General features: G+C 72.9%; 23 protein-coding genes. 13 read left to right on the top strand and 10 right to left on the bottom strand.

Going from position 1 to position 22,535, the window contains the following annotated elements; all coding sequences use genetic code 11:
• Positions 1 to 58: 58 nt before the first annotated feature.
• Both BMW88_RS24000 and BMW88_RS23995 read left to right on the top strand, forming a co-directional pair.
• Positions 59 to 757 (top strand): GAF and ANTAR domain-containing protein, encoded by a 699-nt coding sequence (locus BMW88_RS24000; protein WP_177221269.1) that lies wholly within the window; start codon positions 59 to 61, stop codon positions 755 to 757.
• Between the two features lie 40 nt (positions 758 to 797).
• On the top strand, positions 798 to 1,529 hold the full coding sequence (locus tag BMW88_RS23995; RefSeq protein ID WP_089954044.1) for a GAF and ANTAR domain-containing protein: 732 nt from the start codon (positions 798 to 800) through the stop codon (positions 1,527 to 1,529).
• Between the two features lie 46 nt (positions 1,530 to 1,575).
• Here BMW88_RS23995 and BMW88_RS23990 read toward each other — a convergent pair whose 3' ends face one another.
• Positions 1,576 to 2,268 (bottom strand): ANTAR domain-containing protein, encoded by a 693-nt coding sequence (locus BMW88_RS23990; RefSeq protein WP_245778013.1) that lies wholly within the window; start codon positions 2,266 to 2,268, stop codon positions 1,576 to 1,578.
• A 145-nt stretch (positions 2,269 to 2,413) separates the two neighbouring features.
• Positions 2,414 to 3,409 (bottom strand): non-homologous end-joining DNA ligase, encoded by a 996-nt coding sequence (gene ligD, locus BMW88_RS23985; RefSeq protein WP_342715180.1) that lies wholly within the window; start codon positions 3,407 to 3,409, stop codon positions 2,414 to 2,416.
• A gap of 176 nt (positions 3,410 to 3,585) precedes the next feature.
• Here ligD and BMW88_RS23980 point away from each other — a divergent pair, with 176 nt between their 5' ends.
• On the top strand, positions 3,586 to 4,035 hold the full coding sequence (locus tag BMW88_RS23980) for an ATP-binding protein (protein ID WP_143116213.1): 450 nt from the start codon (positions 3,586 to 3,588) through the stop codon (positions 4,033 to 4,035).
• A gap of 283 nt (positions 4,036 to 4,318) precedes the next feature.
• On the opposite strand, the gene BMW88_RS23975 is transcribed toward BMW88_RS23980, so the two are convergent.
• The 4 genes from BMW88_RS23975 to BMW88_RS42055 form a co-directional block, all read right to left on the bottom strand.
• Positions 4,319 to 6,493 (bottom strand): xanthine dehydrogenase family protein molybdopterin-binding subunit, encoded by a 2,175-nt coding sequence (locus BMW88_RS23975; protein ID WP_089954038.1) that lies wholly within the window; start codon positions 6,491 to 6,493, stop codon positions 4,319 to 4,321.
• The gene (locus tag BMW88_RS23970) at positions 6,490 to 7,464 is read right to left on the bottom strand and encodes an FAD binding domain-containing protein (RefSeq protein ID WP_089954035.1); all 975 of its coding nucleotides are present in this window, start codon (positions 7,462 to 7,464) and stop codon (positions 6,490 to 6,492) included. Before BMW88_RS23970 ends, BMW88_RS23975 begins: the two co-directional genes overlap by 4 nt.
• Positions 7,461 to 8,051 carry a (2Fe-2S)-binding protein gene (locus BMW88_RS23965; protein WP_089954033.1) on the bottom strand — a complete coding sequence of 197 codons (591 nt, stop codon included), beginning with the start codon at positions 8,049 to 8,051 and terminating at the stop codon, positions 7,461 to 7,463. The genes BMW88_RS23970 and BMW88_RS23965 overlap by 4 nt, the downstream gene beginning before the upstream one ends.
• Positions 8,052 to 8,220: 169 nt before the next feature.
• Positions 8,221 to 8,655 carry a DUF6069 family protein gene (locus BMW88_RS42055; RefSeq protein ID WP_177221268.1) on the bottom strand — a complete coding sequence of 145 codons (435 nt, stop codon included), beginning with the start codon at positions 8,653 to 8,655 and terminating at the stop codon, positions 8,221 to 8,223.
• A gap of 112 nt (positions 8,656 to 8,767) precedes the next feature.
• Here BMW88_RS42055 and BMW88_RS42050 point away from each other — a divergent pair, with 112 nt between their 5' ends.
• The 3 genes from BMW88_RS42050 to BMW88_RS23950 all read left to right on the top strand — a co-directional run bounded on the left by BMW88_RS42050 (position 8,768) and on the right by BMW88_RS23950 (position 11,015).
• Positions 8,768 to 9,331, top strand: coding sequence for a TetR/AcrR family transcriptional regulator (locus tag BMW88_RS42050; RefSeq protein ID WP_177221267.1), 564 nt, complete (start codon positions 8,768 to 8,770; stop codon positions 9,329 to 9,331).
• A gap of 248 nt (positions 9,332 to 9,579) precedes the next feature.
• Positions 9,580 to 9,927, top strand: a complete 348-nt coding sequence (locus BMW88_RS23955) for an anti-sigma factor antagonist (RefSeq protein WP_177221266.1) — start codon at positions 9,580 to 9,582, stop codon at positions 9,925 to 9,927.
• 95 nt (positions 9,928 to 10,022) lie between these two features.
• A complete protein-coding gene (locus BMW88_RS23950; protein ID WP_089954025.1) occupies positions 10,023 to 11,015 on the top strand; it encodes a methyltransferase in 993 nt (330 codons plus the stop codon).
• Here the strand turns inward: BMW88_RS23950 and BMW88_RS23945 are convergent.
• A complete protein-coding gene (locus BMW88_RS23945; protein WP_089954023.1) occupies positions 10,999 to 12,453 on the bottom strand; it encodes an IucA/IucC family protein in 1,455 nt (484 codons plus the stop codon). The genes BMW88_RS23950 and BMW88_RS23945 overlap by 17 nt on opposite strands.
• A gap of 22 nt (positions 12,454 to 12,475) precedes the next feature.
• On the opposite strand from BMW88_RS23945, the gene BMW88_RS23940 reads away from it, so the two are divergent.
• Positions 12,476 to 13,837 carry an IucA/IucC family protein gene (locus tag BMW88_RS23940; RefSeq protein ID WP_089954020.1) on the top strand — a complete coding sequence of 454 codons (1,362 nt, stop codon included), beginning with the start codon at positions 12,476 to 12,478 and terminating at the stop codon, positions 13,835 to 13,837.
• A 227-nt stretch (positions 13,838 to 14,064) separates the two neighbouring features.
• Here BMW88_RS23940 and BMW88_RS23935 read toward each other — a convergent pair whose 3' ends face one another.
• On the bottom strand, positions 14,065 to 14,355 hold the full coding sequence (locus tag BMW88_RS23935; protein ID WP_089954018.1) for a hypothetical protein: 291 nt from the start codon (positions 14,353 to 14,355) through the stop codon (positions 14,065 to 14,067).
• A gap of 234 nt (positions 14,356 to 14,589) precedes the next feature.
• Between BMW88_RS23935 and BMW88_RS23930 the strand changes: the two genes are divergently transcribed.
• Genes BMW88_RS23930 through BMW88_RS23920 form a run of 3 tightly spaced genes read left to right on the top strand, consistent with a single transcriptional unit; the run spans position 14,590 to position 16,790 of the window.
• The gene (locus BMW88_RS23930; RefSeq protein WP_089954015.1) at positions 14,590 to 15,120 is read left to right on the top strand and encodes an NUDIX domain-containing protein; all 531 of its coding nucleotides are present in this window, start codon (positions 14,590 to 14,592) and stop codon (positions 15,118 to 15,120) included.
• 19 nt (positions 15,121 to 15,139) lie between these two features.
• Positions 15,140 to 16,141, top strand: a complete 1,002-nt coding sequence (locus BMW88_RS23925; protein ID WP_089954011.1) for a D-cysteine desulfhydrase family protein — start codon at positions 15,140 to 15,142, stop codon at positions 16,139 to 16,141.
• 16 nt (positions 16,142 to 16,157) lie between these two features.
• The gene (locus tag BMW88_RS23920; protein WP_245778012.1) at positions 16,158 to 16,790 is read left to right on the top strand and encodes a GTP pyrophosphokinase; all 633 of its coding nucleotides are present in this window, start codon (positions 16,158 to 16,160) and stop codon (positions 16,788 to 16,790) included.
• A 30-nt stretch (positions 16,791 to 16,820) separates the two neighbouring features.
• Here the strand turns inward: BMW88_RS23920 and BMW88_RS23915 are convergent, their stop codons facing one another.
• Positions 16,821 to 17,648 carry a MerR family transcriptional regulator gene (locus tag BMW88_RS23915; protein ID WP_089954009.1) on the bottom strand — a complete coding sequence of 276 codons (828 nt, stop codon included), beginning with the start codon at positions 17,646 to 17,648 and terminating at the stop codon, positions 16,821 to 16,823.
• Positions 17,649 to 17,749: 101 nt separating this feature from the next.
• On the opposite strand from BMW88_RS23915, the gene BMW88_RS23910 reads away from it, so the two are divergent.
• From BMW88_RS23910 to BMW88_RS23900, 3 genes are all read left to right on the top strand, one after another.
• Positions 17,750 to 18,673: an anti-sigma factor RsbA family regulatory protein gene (locus BMW88_RS23910; RefSeq protein ID WP_089954007.1), complete on the top strand. Its 924-nt coding sequence runs from the start codon at positions 17,750 to 17,752 to the stop codon at positions 18,671 to 18,673.
• Between the two features lie 216 nt (positions 18,674 to 18,889).
• The gene (locus tag BMW88_RS23905) at positions 18,890 to 19,240 is read left to right on the top strand and encodes a DUF742 domain-containing protein (RefSeq protein WP_177221265.1); all 351 of its coding nucleotides are present in this window, start codon (positions 18,890 to 18,892) and stop codon (positions 19,238 to 19,240) included.
• A 51-nt stretch (positions 19,241 to 19,291) separates the two neighbouring features.
• On the top strand, positions 19,292 to 19,738 hold the full coding sequence (locus BMW88_RS23900; protein WP_245778011.1) for a LapA family protein: 447 nt from the start codon (positions 19,292 to 19,294) through the stop codon (positions 19,736 to 19,738).
• On the opposite strand, the gene BMW88_RS23895 is transcribed toward BMW88_RS23900, so the two are convergent.
• Positions 19,692 to 22,316, bottom strand: coding sequence for a helix-turn-helix transcriptional regulator (locus BMW88_RS23895; protein WP_143116212.1), 2,625 nt, complete (start codon positions 22,314 to 22,316; stop codon positions 19,692 to 19,694). The genes BMW88_RS23900 and BMW88_RS23895 overlap by 47 nt on opposite strands.
• Positions 22,317 to 22,535 lie beyond the last annotated feature (219 nt).

Raw genomic sequence — 22,535 nt, 5'->3', positions numbered from 1 at the left:
GCTGTACCTCCCGTGGCGGTCCCGGCACGGGATGCTCCTGATCACGGGAGGCGGGACGGTGAGCGGTGAGCGGCTGGCCGAGGTCCTCGCGCACCTCGCCGCCGACGCGGCGGCTCGCGGCACCGAGGTGTCCAGCGAGGCGGCGTGCGACGCCGGCGTCCGCCTGGCCGGGGTGAGCGGCGTCGGGCTCACGCTGATGAGCAGCCAGGACCTCGGCGAGTCCCGGTACGCCACGGACGAGGTGGCCGCCCGGCTCGAGGAGCTGCGGTTCACCCTGGGAGAGGGCCCCTGCGCGGACGCGTTCCGCACGGGCGCGCCGGTGCTGGCCGACGAGCTGGGCAGCGGGCACGACCACGCGCGGTGGCCGCTGTTCGTGCCCGCCGCGCTCGCGATCGGCGCGCGGGCGGTGTTCGCGTTCCCGCTGCGCAGCGGCGCTGTCCGGATGGGCGTTCTCGTCCTGCACCGCACGCGCCCCGGCCCGCTGACGCAGGAGCAGTTCTCGGTCACCCGGATCCTCGCCGACGTCGTGCTGTCGTTGCTGCTGGCCGAGCACACCGCGCTGCTGCCGCTGCGCCGGGCCGAGGTCCACCAGGCCACCGGGATGCTGTCCGTCCAGCTCGGGATCGGCGTGGAGGAGGCGTTGGTGCGGCTGAGGGCGCACGCGTTCGCCGAGCGGAGGCCGGTGGCCGACGTCGCGCGCGACGTGGTGACCCGGCGGCTGCGCCTGACCCCGCAAGCCCGGCCCGATCCCGCGTGATCAGACCGCCGTCCAGCGACCGACCAGCAGAGGTGACCCCATGTCAGTGGAGAACGTGGCCGAGGCGTTCGTCCAGCTCGCCGACACCCTCGTCGCCGACTTCGACCCGGTCGAGTTCCTGCACCTGCTGGCGGACCGGTGCGTCGACACCCTGGAGGTCGACGCCGCGGGCATCCTCCTCGCCGATCACCACGGCGGGCTGCACGTCGTCGGAGCCTCCAGCGAGCGTGCCAGACTGGTGGAGCTGGCCGAGCTGCGGCACCGCCGGGGTCCGTGCGTGGAGTGCTACCTCACGTGCGCGCCCGTGACCGTCGCCGACATCGCGGAGCCGCCGCCACGATGGCCGGAGTTCTCCGCGGCCGCCGCGGAGGCCGGGTTCCGCGCGGTGCACGCACTGCCCATGCGGCTGCGGGAGCAGACCATCGGCGCGCTGAACCTGTTCACCGCCACGCCGGGCGTGCTGGGCACGCCGACGCTGCGGGTGGCGCAGGCGATGGCGGACGTGGCCACGATCGGCCTGCTGCAGGCGAAGCTGCTCGACCAGCAGGAGCTGCTCGCCGAGCAGCTCCAGGGCGCGTTGCGGAGCAGGGTGCTCGTCGAACAGGCCAAAGGTGTGCTGGCCGAACGCATGCGGATCGGCATGGGCCCGGCGTTCGAGGCACTCCGGCGCTACTCGCGCAGCCACAACCAGCGCCTCAGCTCGGTCGCCGAGGCGGTCGTCGCCGGCACGGTCGACGTGACGGGGTTCGGTGACCCCGGCACGCCCGGCTGACCCGCTGCCGCGGTCCGCGTGCTCCCACCCGTGCTCACGGGTGGGTTCAGTCCGCCAGCCGGTCGGGAGAGATCCGCTGGTCGAGCACATCGCGCGAGACGTCGAGCAGTGACCGCCGCTCGGCGAACGCGTGTGCCCGCAGCCGCGCGAAGGCGTCGTCGAGGCCGATGCGCAGCTTGGCCGCCAGCACGCCGGTCGCGAGGTGCACGTCCTGATAGGACATTTTCACCCGCAGCTCGTCCTCGTCCGCGGCCAGTTCGTTCTCCAGCAACGCGAGCACCGCCAGATCGGCCAGCACGGCCGCGTCCGCGATCCCCTCGGCGGGCAGGCTGCCGGGTCGGCGCCGGTACAGGTCCAGCGTGCCGAGCCGGATACCACCGACCTGCAACGGGAACGCGAACACCGCCGCCAGCCCTTCCTCCGCGGCCGCGGCCGCGAACCCGGGCCAGCGGGCCTGCTCGGCGTGCACGTCCCGCACCAGCACCGGCCCACCACCGCGACCGGCCTGCACCCCCGGCCCCTCCCCCAGCGTGTACTGCAGCTCCTCCAGCAGCACCGCCCACGGGTCGCTGGCGCTGACCACCTCCTGCGCCCGCGCGTCACCACGCAGCACCAACGCCGCCGCGTCGACCCCAGGCAGGACCTCCACGCACACCGCGCACAGCGCCGCCGGCCACTCCGACCCCGCGGCGCGGTCGGCGATCATCCGCTCGAACCGGTTCCGGCGCTGCCCGTCCACCCTCGGCCCTTCGCGCCGGCGCTGTCGTGAGCTACCAGGATACGAACCCCGCCGCCGCACCGCACATCCCGCGGACATCTCACCCGTGCCCGGCCACCGGCACGCCGCGGCCGTCAGTCCACTGTGGATTGTTCATCGGCGGCGTTCAGGACGTGGGCGGCAGGACCACGCTGGACGGGTCCCGATCGGGGCGCAGGCCTCGCCACGCCGGATGCCGCAGGCGGCCGTCCGGCGTCCACTGGCGGAACTCGACCTCGCCCACCAGCTCCGGCCGCACCCAGCGGGCGTGGCGGGCGTGCTCGCGCGGCACCTCGACGGCGAACGGGCTGGTGGGCCGTTCCCGCCTCTCCAGCGCGCGCTGCAGGTCGGCGAGCACCGCCTGGCTGAAACCCGTGCCGACGTGCCCGATGTACACCAGGCCGCCCTCGCCGTCGTGGGCGCCGAGGAGGAGGGAGCCGAGCCTGCCGGCGCGGTTGCCCTGCCCGGCGCGCCACCCCCCGATGACGACCTCCTGCGTGTACCGGAACGGCGTCTTCACCCAGGAAGGTGACCGGCGGCCGGGCTCGTACCGGGACTTGACCCGCTTGGAGACGATGCCCTCGAAGCCGTACTGGCTCGCGACGCGGAGGACGTCCTCCGGTTCGGTGCTCAGGAACGTCGGCGGCACCTGCACCGCGTGGTTGCCGGGCAGGCCCAGCTCGGCGAGCACCGCCCGCCGCACGTCGTAGGGCGTCGACAGCAGCGACCGGTCGTCCAGGTGCAGCAGGTCGAACACGAAGTAGGCGATGCGCGGCCGGCTCGGCCGCAGTTCGCGCACACCGGCGCCGATCTTGTTGCGCTGCTGCAGGAGGCCGAAGTCCGGCCGTCCCTCGTCGTCCAGGGCGACGATCTCGCCGTCGAGGACGGCGGTCCGGTGGTGCAGCAGCTCGGGCAGGATCCCCAGCTCGGGGAAGCGGCCCGCGAAGTCGAGGTCGTTGCGGCTGATCACCTGGACGTCGCGGCCCCGGCAGTGCGCGACGCCCCGGTAGCCGTCCCACTTGAACTCCACGGCCCAGCCGTCGTCCTGCGGCGCCTCGCCCGGTGTGGCGAGCATGGGCCTGATGAGGTCCAGCGGTCGGCCCGCCGGTGCCGCGTTTCCCACCTGCCGCCTCCTCCGCACCCGTCCCCGCCAGTCATCGTCAGCGAGAATCGGCCAGGTCGCGACACGAGTCCGCGAAATTCGCCGACCGGATCCGCCCCGTCACGCAGCGTCGCCACCCGCAGGTGCGGGCCGGGAGGGGGACCGGCTTGGCCGGCCGTGGGTTTCGATCCATCCAGATGAGGTATTTCAGCGACATGATGTCGGCAGAACGGAGCCCGATCGTGGCGAACGGAGATCCTGCTGACGGGTGGCACACGCTGGAACTCGTCGACGCCGATCCCGACACCGGGAAGGTCCGGCGCTGGACCCGGTCGGTGCTGTCGAACCTGCACGAGGACGACCTGCTCGACGTGCTGATGGTGGTCACCGAGCTGGTGTCGAACGTGTACGACCACGCGCGCCTCCCGGCGCGGCTGAAGCTGCGCAGGTCGGGTGCGCCCTGTGCGGTCGACATCGTCAGCGAGGACGCCTCGTCGGTACCGCCCCAGCTACGCCCGTCCACACCCGGCTCGGTGCGCGGACGGGGGCTGATCATGGTCGACCAGCTGTCCAAGCAGTGGGGCGTGGCCCGGCGTGCGGTGGGGAAGTGCGTGTGGGCCGTGGTGCCCTGCCCGGCCACCCCCTGACCCCTTCTCCGGACGCCGGTGCGCGCGGACGGGGCGTGCCCCGCCGGCTTTCCCGGCGGGCGTCCGCCGCCACCGCCTGAGCGCCGCGGCGGCGGCCACCCACCGCGAACGCCGACCAGCCGAACCCGTGCCTGGCTCCCCGGTTGCCGGCGCTTCGCGGCACAGCTCGTGGACGGCGCCCACCGCCTCGCCCGGCTACGGCACCACCGTGGCCACGGGTGCAGCGGCGGCGCTGCCGCCGCCACTCCGCGAGCCGGTCCGCCGGTTCGAGCACCGTGCCGCCCTACAGCAGCTTGTCCTGCGTGATCGGCAGGTCGCGGACGCGCCTGCCGGTGGCGTGGTAGATCGCGTTGCCGATGGCGGCGGGCACGCCCGTGATCGGGGTCTCGCCGAAGCCCCGCGCACCCATCGCCGTGCTCGCGGGATCCGGCTTGTCCACGAACAACGTCTCCACCACCGGCGGAGCGTCCGCGTTCACCGGCACGAGGTAGGTGGACAGGTTGGGGTTGACCACCCTGCCGATGTTGCGGTCGAACACCGTGTGCTCCATCAGCGCGTGGCCGATGCCCCACGTGACACCGCCGAGCACCTGGCCCCGCGCGGTCCTGCGGTTCATCACCCGGCCGATGTCGTGCGCGGTGACGACCCTCGTCACCCGCACCGAGCCGAGCCGTGCGTGAACGCGCGCCTCGACGAACACCACGCCGTAGGAGTGGCCTGCCTTGTTCAGCACCGTCGCCGTCCTCTGCACCGGGCGGCCCGCCCGCCCGACGACGGCGCGGTAGGTGTCGCGCCGCTGCCTGTCGCGGACGTGGACGAGGTGGCCGTTGCTCGTCTCGACCTCGGACGCCGCAGCGCCGAACAACGCCGAGCTCGGATCGGCCACGGCGAGGTCCACCACCGCGGCGCGGGCCGCCCGTGCCGCCTGGTCCACCGAGCCGCTGATGCTGGCGATCGTGGCCGAGGCGACGGACATGCCCGCCGGTGGCAGCGCGCTGTCACCGATCTGGGCCTGCACGTCGGTGATGGGGACGCCCAGCGCGTCGGCGACGATCTGGCTGATGACCGTGTACGTGCCGGTGCCGATGTCCTGCGTTGCCAACTGCGCCAAGGCTTTGCCGTCCACACCGACCGTGACCGAGGCCGTGGAGGGCATGGCGTTGAACGTGTGCGTCTCGGTGGCCATGCCCCACCCGACGTACTCGTCCCCGTCCTTCGTGGCGCCGGTCCTCGGCAACCGGGCCGCCCAGCCGAACCGGTCGGCCGCCAGCGCGTAGCAGTCGAGCAGGTGCTTGCCGGTGAGCCGTTCGCCGGTCTCCTGGTCGAACTCCGCGTGGTTGCGCCTGCGCAGCTCGAGCGGGTCGATGCCGAGCTGCCAGCTCAGCTCGTCGAGCGCGGTCTCCAGCCCGAAGTGGGACGTGGTCTCCGGCGAGCGCATGTAGCTGGAGGTGGCGACGTCCAGCCGCACTCCCTCGTACCGGACGTGCAGGTTCGGGCAGGCGTAGAGCTCGACGGTCGAGTCGCTGCGGTTGAAGACCGACTCCTCGGTCGCGCTCAGCTGCGCCGTCGACGTCTCGATGATCGAGGTCAGCTCGCCCGTCCGGGTGGCGCCGATCCGCAGGTGCTGGCGGTACTCCGCCCGATGCCCCGTCAGGGTGTACATCTGGGCGCGGCTGAGCACCAGCCGCACCGGCCGCCGCAGCACGCGTGCCGCCGCCGCGGTGAGAACGGTGTGCGGCCAGACGGGTCCCTTCGCGCCGAACCCGCCGCCGAGGTAGGGCGCCACCACCCGGACGGCCTCCGGCGGCAGCCCGAACGCGGCCGAGACGACGGTACGAGTGGCGAGCACGCCCTGCGCCGACTCGTGCAGCGTCAGGCGATCGCCGTCCCACTGGGCGGTGGTCGTGTGCGGTTCGATCGGGTTGTGGTGCCGGGTGGCGCTCGAGTACCGCGCCTCCAGCCGGACCTCCGCCCCCGCCAGCGCCGTCTCCGCGTCACCGCGCCGGATCTCGTTGGGCAGGTTCCGGAACGGTGGCGGCAGGTACGACGGCTCCCGTGCGTCCTCGATCACCACGCGCGGCTGTGCGGCGCGGTAGCCGACGGCTACGAGTGCCGCGCCCTCCTGCGCCTGCTCCACCGTGGTGGCGAGCACGATCGCGACCGGCTGGCCGACGTGGTGCACCGCCGTGTCCTGCATGGGCAGGAACCGCCGGAAGTAGGGAAAAGCCGGCACGGTCAGCCGCGGCAGGTCGCGGTGGGTCAGCACGGCGACCACACCGGGGTGAGCCAGCGCCGCCGACGCGTCGATGCTCACCACCTCTCCCCTGGCCACCGTGCTCAGCACGAAGAACGCCTGCAGCGCACCCGGCACCGGCTGGTCCGCGGCGTACCGCGCGGCACCGGTCACCTTGGCCCGGCCGTCGACGCGCGCGACCGACCTGCCCACCAGCTCGGTCATCGCAGCTCCTCCAGCAGCTCGGCCAGCGCGCGTTGCACCAGCTCGACCTTGAACTCGTTGTCGTGCCGCGGTTCGGCGTCGCGCACGAGCGCCCGGCCGGCCCGCGCGACCGACTCCGCCGTGAGGTCGTTGCCCCGCAGCGCCGCCTCGGCCTCCGGCGACCGCCACGGCGTCGTCCCGATGCCGCCGAACGCCAGCCGCACGTCGCGCACGCGCCGGCCGCGCAGGTCCACCGCGGCCGCGACCGACACGACGGCGAACTCGAACGTCGCGCGGTCACGCAGCTTGAGGTAGCGCGACCTCCGCGCGGTGGCGCTCCGCGGCACCTCGACCGCGGTGATCAGCTCCGCCGGTCGCAGCACGTTCTCGACGTGCGGGGTCGCGCCGGGGCGGAGGTAGAAGTCGCCGATCGGGACCTTCCGCTCCCCGGCGGTTCCGCGCACGCGCACGACGGCGTCGAGCGCGAGCAGTGCCACCGCGAGATCGGACGGGTGGGTGGCGATGCACGCGTCGCTGCCGCCCAGCACCGCGTGCCCGCGGTTCCACCCCTCGACAGCGGGGCAGCCGCTGCCGGGAACGCGCTTGTTGCACGGCGAACCGGTGTCGCGGAAGTAGCCGCACCTGGTGCGCTGCAACAGGTTCCCGCCGATGGAGGCCATGTTGCGCACCTGCGGCGACGCGGAGGCGAGCAGCGCCTCCGCCAGCACCGGCCAGCCGCGCCGGACCGCGGCGTGCCCGGCCACCGCCCGCATCCGCGCCAGCCCGCCGATGCGCAGCCCGGCCGGGGTCTCGGTGACCTCCGCCAGGTCGAGCCCGTTGACGTCGATCAGGTGGCCGGGCCGCGCGACCCCGTCCTTCATCAGGTTCAGCAGGTCGGTGCCGCCCGCGACGAACGCGGCGTCCGGCGTCCGGCTCGCCAGCCGGACGGCTTCCCCGGTGTCGCGCACCGCGGTGTACCCGAAGGGCTTCACCGCCGCACCTCCCCGGCGGCGTCGGCCACGGCGGCGACGATGTTCTGGTAGCAGGCGCAACGGCAGAGGTTGCCGCTCATCCACTGCCGGATCTCCTCGTCCGAACCGGTGTGCCCCTCCTCGATGCAGGCCACCGCGGACATGATCTGGCCGGGCGTGCAGCCTCCGCACTGGAAGGCGTCGTGCCGGATGAACGCCTCCTGCACGGGGTGCAGGCGGTCGCCGTCGGCGAGCCCTTCGACGGTGGTGATCTCGCTGCCCTGCCGCATCACGGCGAGCGTCAGGCACGACTTGACGCGCTCACCGTCGACGAGAACGGTGCACGCGCCGCACTCGCCCCGGTCGCAGCCCTTCTTCGTCCCGGTCAGCCCGAGCCGCTCGCGCAGGGCGTCGAGCAGCGTGACCCTGGTTTCGACGCTGACGGCCCGCCGCCTGCCGTTGACGGACAGGGTGATCTCGGCGGTCTGCGCGGGCTGGATGCTCACCGCCGCCGCTCCGGCGGCTGCCGGGGCTCTCGCCGCGAGAGCCGCGCCACCCGCGGTCACGGCGGCGGATTTCAGCACGGTTCTGCGCGTGTGCTCGGCCACTTTGCCTCCCCGGCTCAGTTGCGTTATCGGCGCTACCGTTCAGCTCGTAGCGTCGATAACGTAACCTGGGTCACCTAACGGTGGCAAGTCCCGGCATAACGCCGATATAGGAGTGACGGGCGGGGGGGTGGACCATCCCGACCGGCTCAGGCCCCGCTGCGCCCGCGGACTACCTGGCGTCGAGCGGCAGAACCCGCGACAGCACCGGCACCGTGACAGCGGCGATGACGAGGTGCATCGCGATCAGCGCGAGCGAGTTCACCACCACGGCACCTCCCGCGAGGATGCCCAGGTCCGGGATGCACGAGAGCGCGAGGACGACGAGCACCAGGACGCGCAGGACGCGCCGCGGGTCACGCGCGAAGCGGCGCACCAGGCACCAGCCGAGCGCGCCGAGCACGATGCCGATCGCGGTGGCCGGCGCGTACTCCGCCAGGGTCAGGCCCATGCGCTCGACGCCGGCGGGGATGAACTTGCCGGCCACGAGTGCGATCAACGAGTTGACCGCGATCGAGGCCACCGCGGCGCCGAGGAGACCGACGGCGATCTCCGCGGCGGTCGGCTCGAGACCCGCGGGGCGGGTGGAGAGGCTGGTGTCGGCCATGAGCCCTGCCTTCGGTAGGCTGATGCAAGCGGTCACTTGCAATTACGGTAGCCCCCTGGGCCCCGCTGATGCAAGTGGCCACTTGCATTGCTGGCGTCGTCGAGGAGGGTGCGTGGCAGGTCGTGTGGCCGACAAGGCGGTGTTCGACGCGGCCTTGGAGGTGATCGCCGAGCAGGGGTACGAACGGGCGACCACCCGCGCCATCGCCGACGCCGCCGGGATCAACGAGGCGACGCTGTTCCGCCGGTTCACCTCCAAGCAGAACCTGCTGCGGCAGGCCGTGCGCGGCAACTTCGCGGGGTTCGCGCTCGACCTGGACGCGCCGGGTGACGACGTGGCCGCCGACCTGCTCACGATCGTGAACTACTACTCGCGGCTCTACGAGACGCGCGGCGGCGTGGTGCTCACCCTGATGAGGGAGGCGAAGTTCAGCAAGGAGGTGGCGGCCGTGCTCGCCGAGCCGGAGTCGCTGCTGGAGAAGGTGGACGAGGTCATCCTGCACCACCAGCGGCGAGGGGCCCTCGTCGTCGAGCCGCCGCGGCACACCTTCTTCGCCCTGGTCGGGCCGCTGATGATGCGCGCCATCGCCCGGCGGGTCGACCAGCGGGCCACCCAGGCGCCCGCCGATCCCGAGACCGTCGTGCGGCGGTTCCTCCGCGGGCACCGGCCGGAGTAGCGGCGATCGGGTGCTCCACGGGAACGCGGAACCCCGGAGGTGTGTTCTCGCGCCCCCACGGCAGCCCGAAGAGGGACGATCGCCTGGCCGCCCCGAAGTGCACCGCGTGATCTCGCACCTACCATGGAGGTCGTCAACTCCGAGGGTGAGCCGCGCGGTCGGCCATCCGGCGGCACACCCCGGCCAATGATCGACAACGGCCGCCCGGCCTGCCAGGCTGGCAAGAGGGGCGACAGGACGGAGGCAGCGTGACACCACTCGAGGCGCGAACAGAACAGCGGGAGAACGCGGTGGTCCTCCGGGTCACCGGCGAGGTCGACTCCTACAGCGCGCCACTCCTGCACGACCACCTGGACGAGGTGTTCACCGACGCGTCGGCCCGCGGGCTGGCGATCGTGCTGGACATGACGGACGTCTCGTTCCTCGCCTCGTCCGGCCTCTCCGTCCTCGTCGAGTACCACCAGCGCGGCGTCGACCGCGGCACGCCGCTGCGGGTGGTGGCGCCGGCGGGCAGCGTCCTGCGCGCCCTGCGCGCGACCACGTTGAACGAGATGCTCGAGCTGCACGACAGCGTGTCCGAGGCGCTGGCCGGCTGAGCCGCGGCGAGCACCACGGCGCCGTCCGGCCCGCACTGCCTGTGGAGGTCGGCGAACGGCCGATCGCCGCCGGCCGTGGTCGATAGCCTTGGGCGATGTCCCAGCCACCACGGCCGCTGATGGCGCTGGCCGATCTCGCTACCCCGATGGCCATCCGCGTGGCCGCGACCCTGGGCCTGGTCGAGCACGCGGGGACCGGCGGTGCGACCGCCGCGGAGCTCGCCGGCCGCACCGGCGCCGCCGCGGGTCCGCTGCGGCGCCTGCTCGACCACCTCGTCACCGTCGAGGTCTTCGAGGTGGAGTCCGGGCGCTACCGCCCGACCGCGCTCGGCGCCCAGATGCACCCCGACGCTCCCGAGGGCGTCAAGCCGCTGCTCGACATCACCTGCGCCGGCGGCCGTGCCGAGCTCGCGTTCGTCGACCTCCTCGACACCGTCACGACCGGCGCGCCCGCCTACCCGATCCGCTACGGCAAGCAGTTCTGGGACGATCTCGGCGACTCGCCGAAGCTGCGCAGGTCGTTCGAGGCCCAGATGAACTGGCGGTTCCGCGAGCACGCGCCGCGGATCGCGGCGAACTTCGACTGGAGCCGCTTCCCCACGATCGTCGACGTGGGTGGCGGTGACGGTCCGCTGCTGGTGGAGATCCTGTCGGCCCACCCCACCGTGCGCGGCCAGGTCGTGGACCTGCCACCCACCGCCGCCGCGGCCACCGCCCGGTTCGCCGCGCTGGGCATCGGCGACAGGGCTTCGACGGTGGCGGGCAGCTTCTTCGACCCGCTGCCGGCCGGCGCGGACGCGTACCTGCTGTCGGACATCCTGCACGACTGGGACGACGAGCCGTGCGAGAAGATCCTCACCCAGGTGCGCGACGCCTGTGCCCCGCACAGCACCGTCGTGCTCGTCGAACCGGTGCGGGGCTACGGGGCCGCCACGGACATCGACCTGTTCATGCTGATGTGCTTCAACGGGCGTGAGCGAACGGTCGACGAGCTGACCTCGTTGGCAGCGGGGTGCGGACTCACCTTCCAGCGCGCGGTGCCCGTGTCCGAGGGGCGCATGGCGCTGGAGCTCACCCTTCGGGGTTGAGGCGCAACGGGTTCGGGTGGTCGACGTACCGGCCGGCGGCGCCCTCCGCCCGCGTCCAGCGCAGCAGCAGGTTCGCCTTCGCGGGCACGGACGGGCTCGCCAGCAGCGACGTCAGCGGCTCCCGCGGTCCGTGCTCACGGGCGTAGGCGAGGAAGACCGACCTCGCCTCGGCCCACACGTCCAGGCCGGGGTGCCTGGCGAGCACCGCTCCGGCGATCTCGACGAGGTGGTTCACGACGAGGCAGTACTGCAGCCGCTCCCAGCCCTTGGCCTCCGACACCCCCCGCGAGCCGCCCGAGGCGTCCACTTCGGACAGCAGGGCGGCGTGCCGCGGCAGCAACCGCATCCCCTCGGGATCGCGGTGGATCGCCTGCACCGGCATCCCGGTGGCGTCGACCCCCACCAGGACGTTCTGGAGGTGGCACTCCATCACGACGCCGTGCGCGAAGAAGGCGTGCAGCACGGGCGGGACGAGAACCGACACGTACTGGCGGAACCACCGCAAGGCGGTCTCGGGGTCCAGGCCGTCCAGCGGGTTGCCCTCGAACCCCTCGCTGATCCCGGCCGCCAGCAGCGGGGTCACGCCGGGCAGGGTGTGCTGCCGGAGGCCGTCGCGCACCACGACCGCGAGGCCCTCGAACTCCTCCGGCGACGTCCGGTAGCCGCGGTCCACCAGGAACGCCGTGCCGGGGTAGGTGGCGGAGAGGTCGGCGAACACCGGTCCGAGCAGGCGCGCGAGCGGCGGGATCCAGCGCAGGTCGTGCGCCCACAGCCGGCGCACGTCGTTGGTGATCTGCACGTCGAGGCTGAACTTGTAGAACAGGTCGGCCACCGGGTCGTACACCGTGCGCACCGAGGACGTCGGCCAGACGTCGTGCTCGGCCGCGGTGCCGGAGAGCCCCAGCAGGGACAGCTGCCACGGGTGCGCGGGCAGCACCCCGGGGGGCAGCGGGACGTCGCCGTCGTCGACGAACTCGCCCTCCAGGCGCGCCAGCGGGAACCGGGCGTGCACCTCGGGCGCGTACGGCAGCCACTGCGCCGCCGGCAGGCCACCGCGGCCCTTCGGCGCGGGGTGGTAGCGGTGACCGGCGACCAGCGCCTGCTCGGAGCGCTGGTAGAGGTCCGCGGGCGGGGCGGGGCGGGCGGCGAGCACCTCCGCGATCACCGACCGCGAGCCCGCGATCTCGTCGAGGAAACCGGGCGGCGGATCGCCCAGCTCCTTGGTCACGAGCACCGCCAGCTCGTGCCACGACAGCGGCTGCCACGATCCGGTGAACACCTCGGGGTCCGACAGCCAGCGGCCCTCCCGCGCGCGCAGCAGGACGCCGGTGCGCGGCAGGCGGATCGTGCCGCCCGGCCCCCGCTCCCCCACCTCGCGGCCCAGGCAGTTGAGCAGGGCCGTCGCGGTGATGCCGTCGGGATCAGTGATCGCTTCCACCGGTGTCCGCTTCCCTCTGGCGATGTGTCAGGATCGAGTCATTCTGACGCAAACGCCGGTCGAGGCCGAATTCGCCGCCGCCCTGGACGGTGACCGAGCCGAGCGGTTCCTCGCGGCGTTGCCCGCGGCCCGCGCGGCCGTTCACGCGCGCCTGTGCCGCGCCTTCGCGATCGAGCCGTTGCCACGGGTCGGCGTGGACCCGGCGGAGCACCCGCACCCGGTCGACCTCCTCTCCGCGCTGCGCTGGCCCCTGGCGGAGAACCTGATCGCCGAGGTCGCCCACAGCGTCGCCGGACTGGCGCTCTCCCGCACGACGAGCCCGCTGACGACCCCGTTCCTCGACCGGTCGCTCGAGGAGCACGAGCAGAGCGTGGTCGACGGCCACCCGTTGCACCCGTGCTGCCGCAACCGCACCGGGTTCACCGCCCACGACCACCTCGCCTACGGCCCGGAGCACCGGCCCGCGGTCGCGCTGCGCCTGCACCCCGCCGAGGACCACGTCGTGTTCGGCGACTGGCCGGCCGAACTGCGCGACGGCGACCGGATCCTGCTCCCGGTGCACCCGTGGCAGGCGGACCGGCTGCGGGTCCGCGCCGCCGGCACGCTCGACGCCGCCCCGCTGATGGCGCTGCGCACCCTGTCGGCCGGCGACTGGCACGTCAAGACGACGTTGAGCGCCCAGATCACCTCCGCCGTGCGGGACATCTCCGCCAGCTCGATCGCCACGGCCACCACGGTCTCGGACTTCCTCGCCGGTGTCGTCGAGGGCGTCGAGCTGCAACCCAACCGGGCGTCGGCCGCCGTCCTCACCGACGGCGAGCCGGACCGCGCGCTGGGTGTGATCCTGCGCGACAAACCCGTGCCGCGCCAGGACGAGACGCTCCTGCCGCTGGCGGCGCTGACCGCCGGTTCCCCGCCGCCGGTCCGCGCGCTCGGTGACCCGGCCGGGTGGCTCGCGGAGTTCGCGGAACTGGCGGTGCCGCCGCTGATGACGCTGCTCGCCCGTGGCGTCGCGCTGGAGGCGCACGAGCAGAACCTGCTCGTGGGCCTCGTGAACGGCCGGCCGCGCCGGTTGGTCTACCGCGACCTCGCCGACATCCGCGTGAGCCCGCGCGCGGAACTGCCGTCGCGGCTGCACGCGAGCCCGGAAGCCCTGCGCGCCAAGACGTTCGCGACGTTCTTCGCCACCGCGCTGACGGGGTTGATCTCGAAGCTCGACGCACCGGACGCCGAACTGTGGGACGTCGTGGCGAAAACCGTGCCGGACACGCCCGACCGCCACGCGTTGCTGCACGACCCGTTGCCGGCCAAGCCGCTCACGCTGATGCGGCTGGACCCCGCGACGAAGGCGTGGGCGTACCTGCCCAACCCGTTCAGGTCCTGAGTGACGCGTCGCGGTGCGGCCACGCGGCGACAACAGCGCAGCACGCGGTCTTCTTCGTCGTGCGACACGAGGTCACCGAAAAACGCGTCGAACCGGGACGCCGGATCCGCGGGTGACACCCCGAGCGCGGTGCAGACCGGCTCCGGGCAAGCGAGCCGCGAGGATGGGCGCGGACACGGCAGAAGAGGGGGACCACCTGTGGTCCCCCTCTTCTCGTCGCAGGTCTGTCAGGCCCGCCAGCGGCGGGACGCGTGCACCACGTCGCCGACCGCACGGGCGAGGCTTCCGTCGGCGTCGACGTGGCCCTCGTGGTGGGCCGGGAGCGGCTTGGCCACCTCGGGCGGCGCCTCGTACCGGTCGCCGTCCTCCCAGCGCAGCTTGCGCGCCGTCTTCACGAACGCGACCGCGACCGCCAGCAGGACCAGCCCGACCACGGCCGGCCACCAGACCGACTCCGCGACCGCGATGGCGAACTGGACCTGGGCCACCACGACGAAAACGACCGTCAGCCCGACCACCGACCACGGGGCCGATCTACCGTCTTGTCTGCGCTTGGCGGCACCGGTTGCCCCCATTGGCGTCACCTCCACCGATGTTGCCGTGGACATCGGCGATTGATCGCACGGAGTTACAGCACTCAGCGTACTACTCCGCCGGTCAGTCGTATTCCGTCTTCTTGGTACATCTGCCCACCTGGGACGGACCCGCGCGGCGCCGCCACGGGATTCACCCGCTGGTGTGATCATCGACAGGTGTCCGCATCGCACGCGGGAGATCCCGCCGCCTTCGCCGCCGACGTCCTCGACGAGGGGCCGGCCGAGCCGGAGCACGAGCCGGGGGTGGCGTCGCGCCGGCCCACCAAGACGTGCGCCGGCGGGGCGCTGATCCGCGATTCCACCGGGCGTGTGCTCTTCGTGGTGCCCACCTACAAGGCGGTGCTCGACATCCCCGGCGGCATGGCCGAGGACGACGAGTCGCCGAAGGCGGCGGCGGTCCGCGAGGTCCGGGAGGAGCTCGGGCTCACCGTCGCGCTGGGACCGTTGCTGGTGGTGGACTGGACACCGCGCAACGGCGTCTGGCGCGACTGCCACCAGTTCGTGTTCGACGGTGGCGTTGTGGACGGTGCGGTGGCGTGCGACCCCGAGCTGTCGGGCGTGGTGTACCTGTCGCTCGACGGGGCCGCGCCCCGGATCTACCCCTCGCTGCACCGCAGGCTCACCCTCGCCGTGGCCGCGCTGGAGAGCGGTACCACCCGCTACGCCGAGTTCGGGCGCGAAGTCTGACGGCACCTAAGCTCGTGGCATGGACCTCAGCGCTTTCCCCCGAGTCGCACTGGGCACCTGGCCGACCCCGCTGGAGGACGCGCCGAGGCTCACCGCCGCGCTCGGCGGAGCGCGGGTGCTCGTCAAGCGCGACGACGTGAACGGCCTCGGCGCGGGCGGCAACAAGTTGCGCAAGCTCGAGTTCCTGCTCGGCCAGGCGATCGAGCGGGGCGCCGACACGGTCATCACCTTCGGCGCGCTGCAGACCAACCACGGCCGCCAGACCGCGGCGGCCTGCGCGAAGCTCGGCCTGCGGTGCGAGCTCGTGCTCACGGCCAAGGTGCCGATGAAGGGCGAGGCGTACGAGGAGTCCGGCAACATCGTGCTCGACCACATGTTCGGCGCGAACGTGCACATCTGCGCGGACGCCGACGAGGCGGCCACGGCCTACGAGGAGGTCGTCCACGACAGGGCCGTCACCCTGCCGGTCGGCGGCTCGAACGGGCTGGGCACGCTCGGGTACGTCGCGGCCGCGGCCGAGCTCGCCGGGCAGCTCGCCGACCGCGGCATTCGCGCCGCCACCCTCGTCGTGCCGCAGGGCAGCGGCGCCACGGCCGCGGGCATCGCGCTCGGCACCGAGCTGCTCGGCTGGCCCGGCACCGTCCACGCGGTGAGCGTCTCGCACACCGCCGAGGAGGCCGGGCAGGAGCTGCGCGCCCTCGCGGCCGAGGCGGCGGCGCTCCTCGGCGAGCCCGCTCCGGCCCTGCGGCACGTCACGGTCACCGACGACACGATCGGGCCGGGCTACGGCGTGCCGACGCCGGAGGTGTGGGACGTGCTGAAGCTGTTCGCCGAGACCGAGGGCGTGCTCCTCGACCCGGTCTACACGGGCAAGGCGGCCGTGAAGCTCCGCGAGGTCGCGGCCGGTGGCGACGTGCCGGTCGTGTTCCTCCACACGGGTGGGCTGCCCGGCTTCTACGGCTACGCGCCGGAAGCCGTCGCCCGGTTCCGGCGAGCACCCGGCCGTCGCGGTCCCGCGTGATCAGTACCCTGGTGACGTGACCGACTTGGCCGACGACCTCAGCCTGCTCCGCGACCTCGAACGGCGGCTGCTCGTCTACAAGTTCGCGATCGAGGAGCTGATGACGAAGCTCCGCATCCTCAGCGAGGAGTTCGACTACGTCCACCGGCACGACCCGATCGAGCACATCACCAACCGGGTGAAGAAGCCCGAGAACATCCTGGAGAAGCTGCGGCGCAAGGGTTTTCCGCTCGACGTCGACTCGATCGGCGACGTGCTCGACGACATCGCGGGCGTGCGGGTGGTCTGCCCGTTCGTGTCCGACGTCTACCGCGTCTCGGCGATGCTCGCGCGCCAGAACGACGTGGAGATCCTGCGCACCAAGGACTACATCGCCGCCCCGAAGCCGAACGGGTACCGCAGCCTGCACCTGATCGTGCGGATCCCGGTGTTCCTGTCGGACCGGGTCGAGCACGTGAAGGTCGAGGTGCAGCTGCGCACCATCGCGATGGACTTCTGGGCCACGCTGGAGCACAAGCTCTTCTACAAGTACGACGACAGCCCGCCCGCCGACTTCGTGACCGAGCTGATGTCGTCGGCGATGATCGCCGCGCAGCTCGACGAGCGGATGGAGTCGCTGCACCGGCGCATCCGCCAGGACGACGTCTGAGCGACGGCGCGGCGACTCCTCCGCCCGTCCCTACGGCTGGGTGATCTCGAGCTGGAGCTCGGTGGTCCAGCCGGCCGGGTCACCCTGGCCGTAGCACAGGTAGACCTCGCGGGCGAACCCGTGCTGCCGGTACCCGTGCGCCTCGACCCACGCCGCGACGGCCTGGTAGGTGGCGTCGACGTCGTCCATCGGCCCGTGGTGCACGATCGTGGCCGCCTGCGCCAGCGCCGGCAGGTCCACGACCTCGAAGTCGTGGGAGGCCGACGGCTCGACGTCCACCGCCACCTCCACCCCCGCCCGCACCAGCACCTGCTCGCCCTCGGCGGGTTCGTAGGTGGCGATGCCGCCGCCGACCGGTACGACGCCCGCGCGTGCCAGCCGTTCGAAGAGCTGCGGGTACAGCGGCTGGATGACCGGCCCGATGTCCTCGGACTGGTACGAGGCCGCGGTGGCGCCCAACCGGGCGACGCGCACGGCGGGGACCTGCTTCACGACGATCTCATCGGTGGGCATGGCGCCCTCCCTCTCGATGGCGCGGAGACGTGCCTCGACCCGCCGCAGCCGCGCGGAGTCGGCGAGGATCTGCTGCCGCAGCTCCGCCCGACGCAACGACAGCATGCCGTGCAGCTGCTCGACCGAAACCTGCTCGTCGAGCACCACGCGCACCTGGTCGAGCGTCAGGCCGAGCTCCTTCAACGCGACCAGGCGGTTGAGCCGGTGCAGTTGGGCGGCGGTGTAGGAGCGGTAGCCGCTCGACGGGTCCACGTGCGCGGGCAGGAGCAGGCCGACCGCGTCGTAATGGCGCAGCATCCGCACCGACACGCGCCCCAGACGGGCGAAGTCTCCGATGGTGAACATGACTTCTCCTGTGTAGGGGCTGACACGGTGTGAGGGTCAAGAAATGATGGTTCGAGCAGCACACCGGGTGCGGATCCCGGGATGTTGACGAGAGGTGGCTCATGGCGTTCGCGCATCCGGCGTTGTTCTACTCCGATGAGGAGTCCTACATCGACGGGACGGTCCCGTTCGTGGTGGAGGGCCTGGCGAACGCCGAACCCGTCGCCGTGGCGGTGCCCAGCAGGAACCTGGAGCTGCTCAGGGAGGCGCTGAGCGGGTTCGCCCACCTCGTCACGTTCCTCGACATGGCGGACACGGGCCGCAACCCCGGCCGGATCATCCCCGACCTGCGCGCGTTCGCCGACCGGCACCGCGGGGCCGTGCGGATCATCAGCGAGCCGGTGTGGGACCTGCGCACCGACGTCGAGTACCCGGCGTGCACGCTGCACGAGGCGCTGGTCAACTACGCGTTCAGAGACCGCGACCTCAGCATCCTGTGCCCGTACGACACCTCGGCGCTGACCCACGACATCCTGGCCGACGCCGAGAAGACCCACCCGGTCGTGATCGACGCCGGCGGGCACCGCCCCAGCGACCACTTCCACCCCGCGCGGGTGGTCGTCGCCGCGCACTCGATGCCGCTGCCCGCCCCGGTCGACGCCGCGAGCACGCTGGCCGGTGCCGGCGTGATGGCGGCGGTGCGGGCGTTCGCGCGTGAGCAGGCCGTGAAGTTCGGACTGGCGCAAGACCGCCTCGACGACTTCGCGCTGGCGGTCACCGAGCTCGCGACCAACAGCGTCCGGCACGGCGGCGGCGAGAGCACGGTCCGGGTGTGGTCGGAAAACGAAAGCATTGTTTGCCAAGTCAACGACAACGGTCACATCACCGATGTTCTGGCCGGGCGCACACCCGTTCACGCAAACGATCCAGGTGGTCGCGGACTGTTGCTCGTCAACCGTTTGGCGGATCTCGTGCGCACCCAAACGACGCCGTCCGGCACTGCGATCCAGGTCAGATTCGATCTGGCTGCCAAAAAGGCAACGTGATCGACATACATTTGGCCGACTTCGTTATAGCTTGGGCACGTGCACGACGAAGGAGCGACGGAAATCGGTTACACGGGGGCGCGTTTCGGCTCCCCGGCGACCCGCAGACGGCTGCGCGCCGACGGAAGTGGAGACCCACACGGCGCGGAGACGCAACAAATGCCCCGTCAGCAACCGTTGCGCCAACGCCCACCGGAACCGCCACCGGAGTGGCCGATGCAGGAAGAAGAGCCGGCGGTCCCCGCGCGGGACAGCTCACTCATCCGTCCGTACGCCCGCACCGGCGGCCGCACCACGGCCCGCCACGACCTGCGCCTGGAAACCCTGCTCTCCACGGACGAGAGCCGGCTGCACCGGGCGAGCAACGACCAGGCTGCGATGATGCGGCTGTGCCTGCAGCCGCGGTCGGTCGCCGAGATCTCCGCGCTCATGAAGATCCCGCTGGGCGTCACGCGGGTGCTGCTCAGCGACCTGATCACGCTCGACCTGGTCGCGGTGCACGAGCCGGGCGACAAGCCGAACATGGCACTGCTCGAACGGGTCCTCTCGGGCCTGCGGAGGTTGTAGCCACCCGTTCGCCAACCTGCGGGATCAGGCCGGGTCGCCGATAATTTCCCCGTGGCGACCCCGAGCGACGAGACCCAGAAGACACCCCAGAAGACGACTCAGAAGACGCCGATCACCGAGCCGATCCCGGCGGCACCGGCGTCGCCGGCGGCACCGGCGACCGCCCCGCCGGCGACGCGGCCGTCGTCGGCACCACCGGCCGCGCCGAAGAAGCCGCGGCCCACCCGGATCAGCGGCACCTGGATCGCGGTGCTGGTCGCGATCGTCGTGCTCATCTTCCTGCTGGTCTTCATCCTGCAGAACGGCGGGACCACGACGATCCACTTCCTGTGGGGCCAGTTCAGCCTGCCGCTGGGCGTCTCGCTGCTGTTCGCGGCGATCGGCGGCGCGCTGCTGGTCGCGGTCATCGGCGCGGCCCGCATCCTCCAGCTCCGCCGCCAGGCGAAGCGGCTCACCGATCGCCCGGCGGCCTCGCCGCCAGCTCGACGCGAGAGCTGATCCCGAGCTTGCGGAAGATCTTGCGCAGGTGGAAGTTCACCGTGTGCGGTGACATGAACAGCTGCGCGGAGATCTGCCGGTTCGTCTGACCCTTCGCCACGAGGTTCACGATCGCCCGTTCGGTGTCGTCCAGGCCGGCCCACCCGGACTCCGGACGCGCCGGTTCCGCACGCCGCCGCCTGCCCAGCTTGCGCAGCCGGCCCAGCACGCGCGCGCTGTCGCGGGAGGCGCCGATCTCCCGGTACAGCTCCAGCGCGGTCTCCAGCGCCCGCACCGGCGCCGCGCGGTCGGGCCCCGCCGCCAGCAGCGCGCCGAGGTCCTCGGCCGCGTTGGCCCGCGCCCACGGGTCCTGGTGCTGCCGGGCGGCCAGTTCGAGCGACGAGGCGTCGCCGCGGGCCAGGCCGCGCGCGTGCAGCGCGGCCGTCGCCAGCGCGCGCAGACCGGGGTTCTCCGCGGTCAGCCGTTCCGCGTGGGCCACGACGGCCTCGGCGAGCCGCTCGTCCCCCGCCTCCAGCGCCCGGCGCACGAACCACCCGGCGGCGCGGGGTTCTTCCGCGAAGAGCCCCGACGACACGAGCCCCGGGTACTCGTCGCCGAGCAGGGCCAGGGCCTTGCCGGTCCCGTGCCCGACGTACGACACCAGCACGTCGATCCACTGGTAGTAGGCGCGGGAGAAGACGAGCCCGTCCACCGGGACGTGCTCGCGGCAGCGCTCGACGTGGCCGAGCGCCGCAGGGAGGTCGCCGGTGTGCACCGCGACCATCGCGAGCACGGCCAGTCCCGGCGCCAGCAACGCGGTGTGGCCGGTCTCCTCCGCCACCGCCACCGCGGAGCGCGCCTCGGCCGCGGCCTCCTCGATCCGCCCCGCCTGCAACGAGATCCGCGCCTGCACGGCCGTGGTCGTGATCCTGCGCGCCACCACCGCGGACGCCCCACCGCGCACCCGCCGCACCACGCTGTCGGCGTCGGCGAACTCGCGCAGGCCCGAGAGCACGGTCGCGAGCAGCAGCGGCGGGTAGGCGGAGAGGTCGTGGGAGGCGGCGGACCGCGCGGCGGCGCGGGCGAGCTCCAGCGCCGCGCCGGGCTGCCCGGTGTCGCGCGCGATCGCCGCGAGCACCGCCAGTGCGGTGGCGCGCACGTCGTCCGGCGAGCCGGTGCGGGTGCGCACGACGTCCTCCGCCAGCTCCTGCGCGCGGTCGCGGTCGTGGCCGAGCAGGGCCGTCATCCGGATGATCTCCACCCACGGCACGAGCTCCGGTGGCAGGTCGGGCTCGCCCAGCAACGACTCGGAGATCTCCACCGACTCGGCGTGCTGTCCCCGCAGCAACGTCGTGGCGGCCAGGCAGTGCCGCAGCTCGGCGGCGGGCGCCGGGGCGACCTGGCGGGTCAACGCGTCCCGCGCACACGCCTGCGCGGCCGTGAGATCGCCCGCGGCGACCAGCGCCCGCACCGCGACCACCGTGCGGTCCGCCAGTGACGGCGACGCCTGGTCGGTGAGCTCGAGCGCCCGCCCGGCGAGCTCGGCTGCGGCGTCCGGCGCGGTCCACAGCAGGGCCTTGGCCGCCGCCACCAGGCCGTCGATCGACCGGGCGGCACCGCGCTGGGCGCCGTGCAGCAGGTGCTCGGCCGCGACGACGGCGGAGTCCCCGCGCCGCAGCAGCATCTCGCCCACCTCGCGGTGCAGCGCGCACCGCACGGGCGGCGGGACCGCGTCGGCGACGAGCCGCCAGAGCAGCTCGTGCCGGAACGCGAGCCGATCGTCGAGCGACGTGACCACCCCGGCGGCGATGACCTCGTCCAGCGCGGGCAGCAGCACCGCGGTGCTGGAAGCCAGCACCTCCGCGACGTCACCGGGGTCGAAGCGCGGCCCGAGCACCGCGGCGACCTGCAGCAGGTGCCTCGCCACGCCGCTGAGCGCGCTGATCCGGCCGCGCAGCAGCGCCTCGGTGTGCCGTGGCGTGCGGTCGGTGCGCAACGACGCCTGCCCGGCGGCGACCACCAGGTGGTCGTCCGCGCGGAGGGCCTGGAACAGGGCGGCCAGCTCCGCCGGGACGCCCCGCGCGGTCGAGGCGAGGGCGCGCAGGTCGTCGTCCGGAACCGCGCCGGCCAGGTCGGTGACGAGGTCCGCGACCACGTCGTCCGGCAGCGGTCCCAGTTCGATCCGCAGGGCGCCGCGCTGCACGGCGGCGGCGAACAGGCGGTCCGCGCCCTCACCGCCGCGGCGCGCGAGCAGCCAGACGACCTTCGCGTGCGCGGAGGCGGGCAGCAGCTCCCGCAACGCCGCCAGGGTCGCCGGTTCGGCCAGGTGGAGGTCGTCCAGCACCACCAGCGCCGGACCGCCGGGTCCGCGTTCGGCCAGCCGCGCCAGCAGGAACGGCTGGTCCAGCTCGTCCCGCGCGGTGACGACCTCGACACCGCGGCGCGCGGCGCCGGCGGCCACCTCCGCGAGCAACCGCGTCTTCCCGGTACCCGCGGCCCCGTCGACCAGCACCACACCGGTGCCCGCGTCCAGCACGCCGTCGACGAGCTCCCGTTCTCCCGCACGGCCGCGGAACATCGCGTCCCGATTCCCCGGCACTGTTCTTCCTTTCGCTCCGCGGCGGCGGAGAACACGTGTCGCGTCACCACGACGACCGCATCGCGATCAGTTCCGCCGCGGTCGGCCTGGCCGCCGGGGATGACCGGGATGATCTCCGCGAGACCGCCCGGCGGATCATACGCGGAGGCGTCCCTGTTGAGACTCCCATAGCGCAGAAGGTTTTGCCTCGGCAAGTGCCGTGCTTTCCGCGCAGCAATT

Origin of the sequence: Lentzea xinjiangensis (genome assembly GCF_900110955.1) — a bacterium.
Lineage (GTDB): Bacteria > Actinomycetota > Actinomycetes > Mycobacteriales > Pseudonocardiaceae > Lentzea > Lentzea xinjiangensis.
The sequence above is the reverse complement of the archived record's forward strand: the minus strand, read 5'-3'. Positions and strand labels throughout refer to the sequence as shown.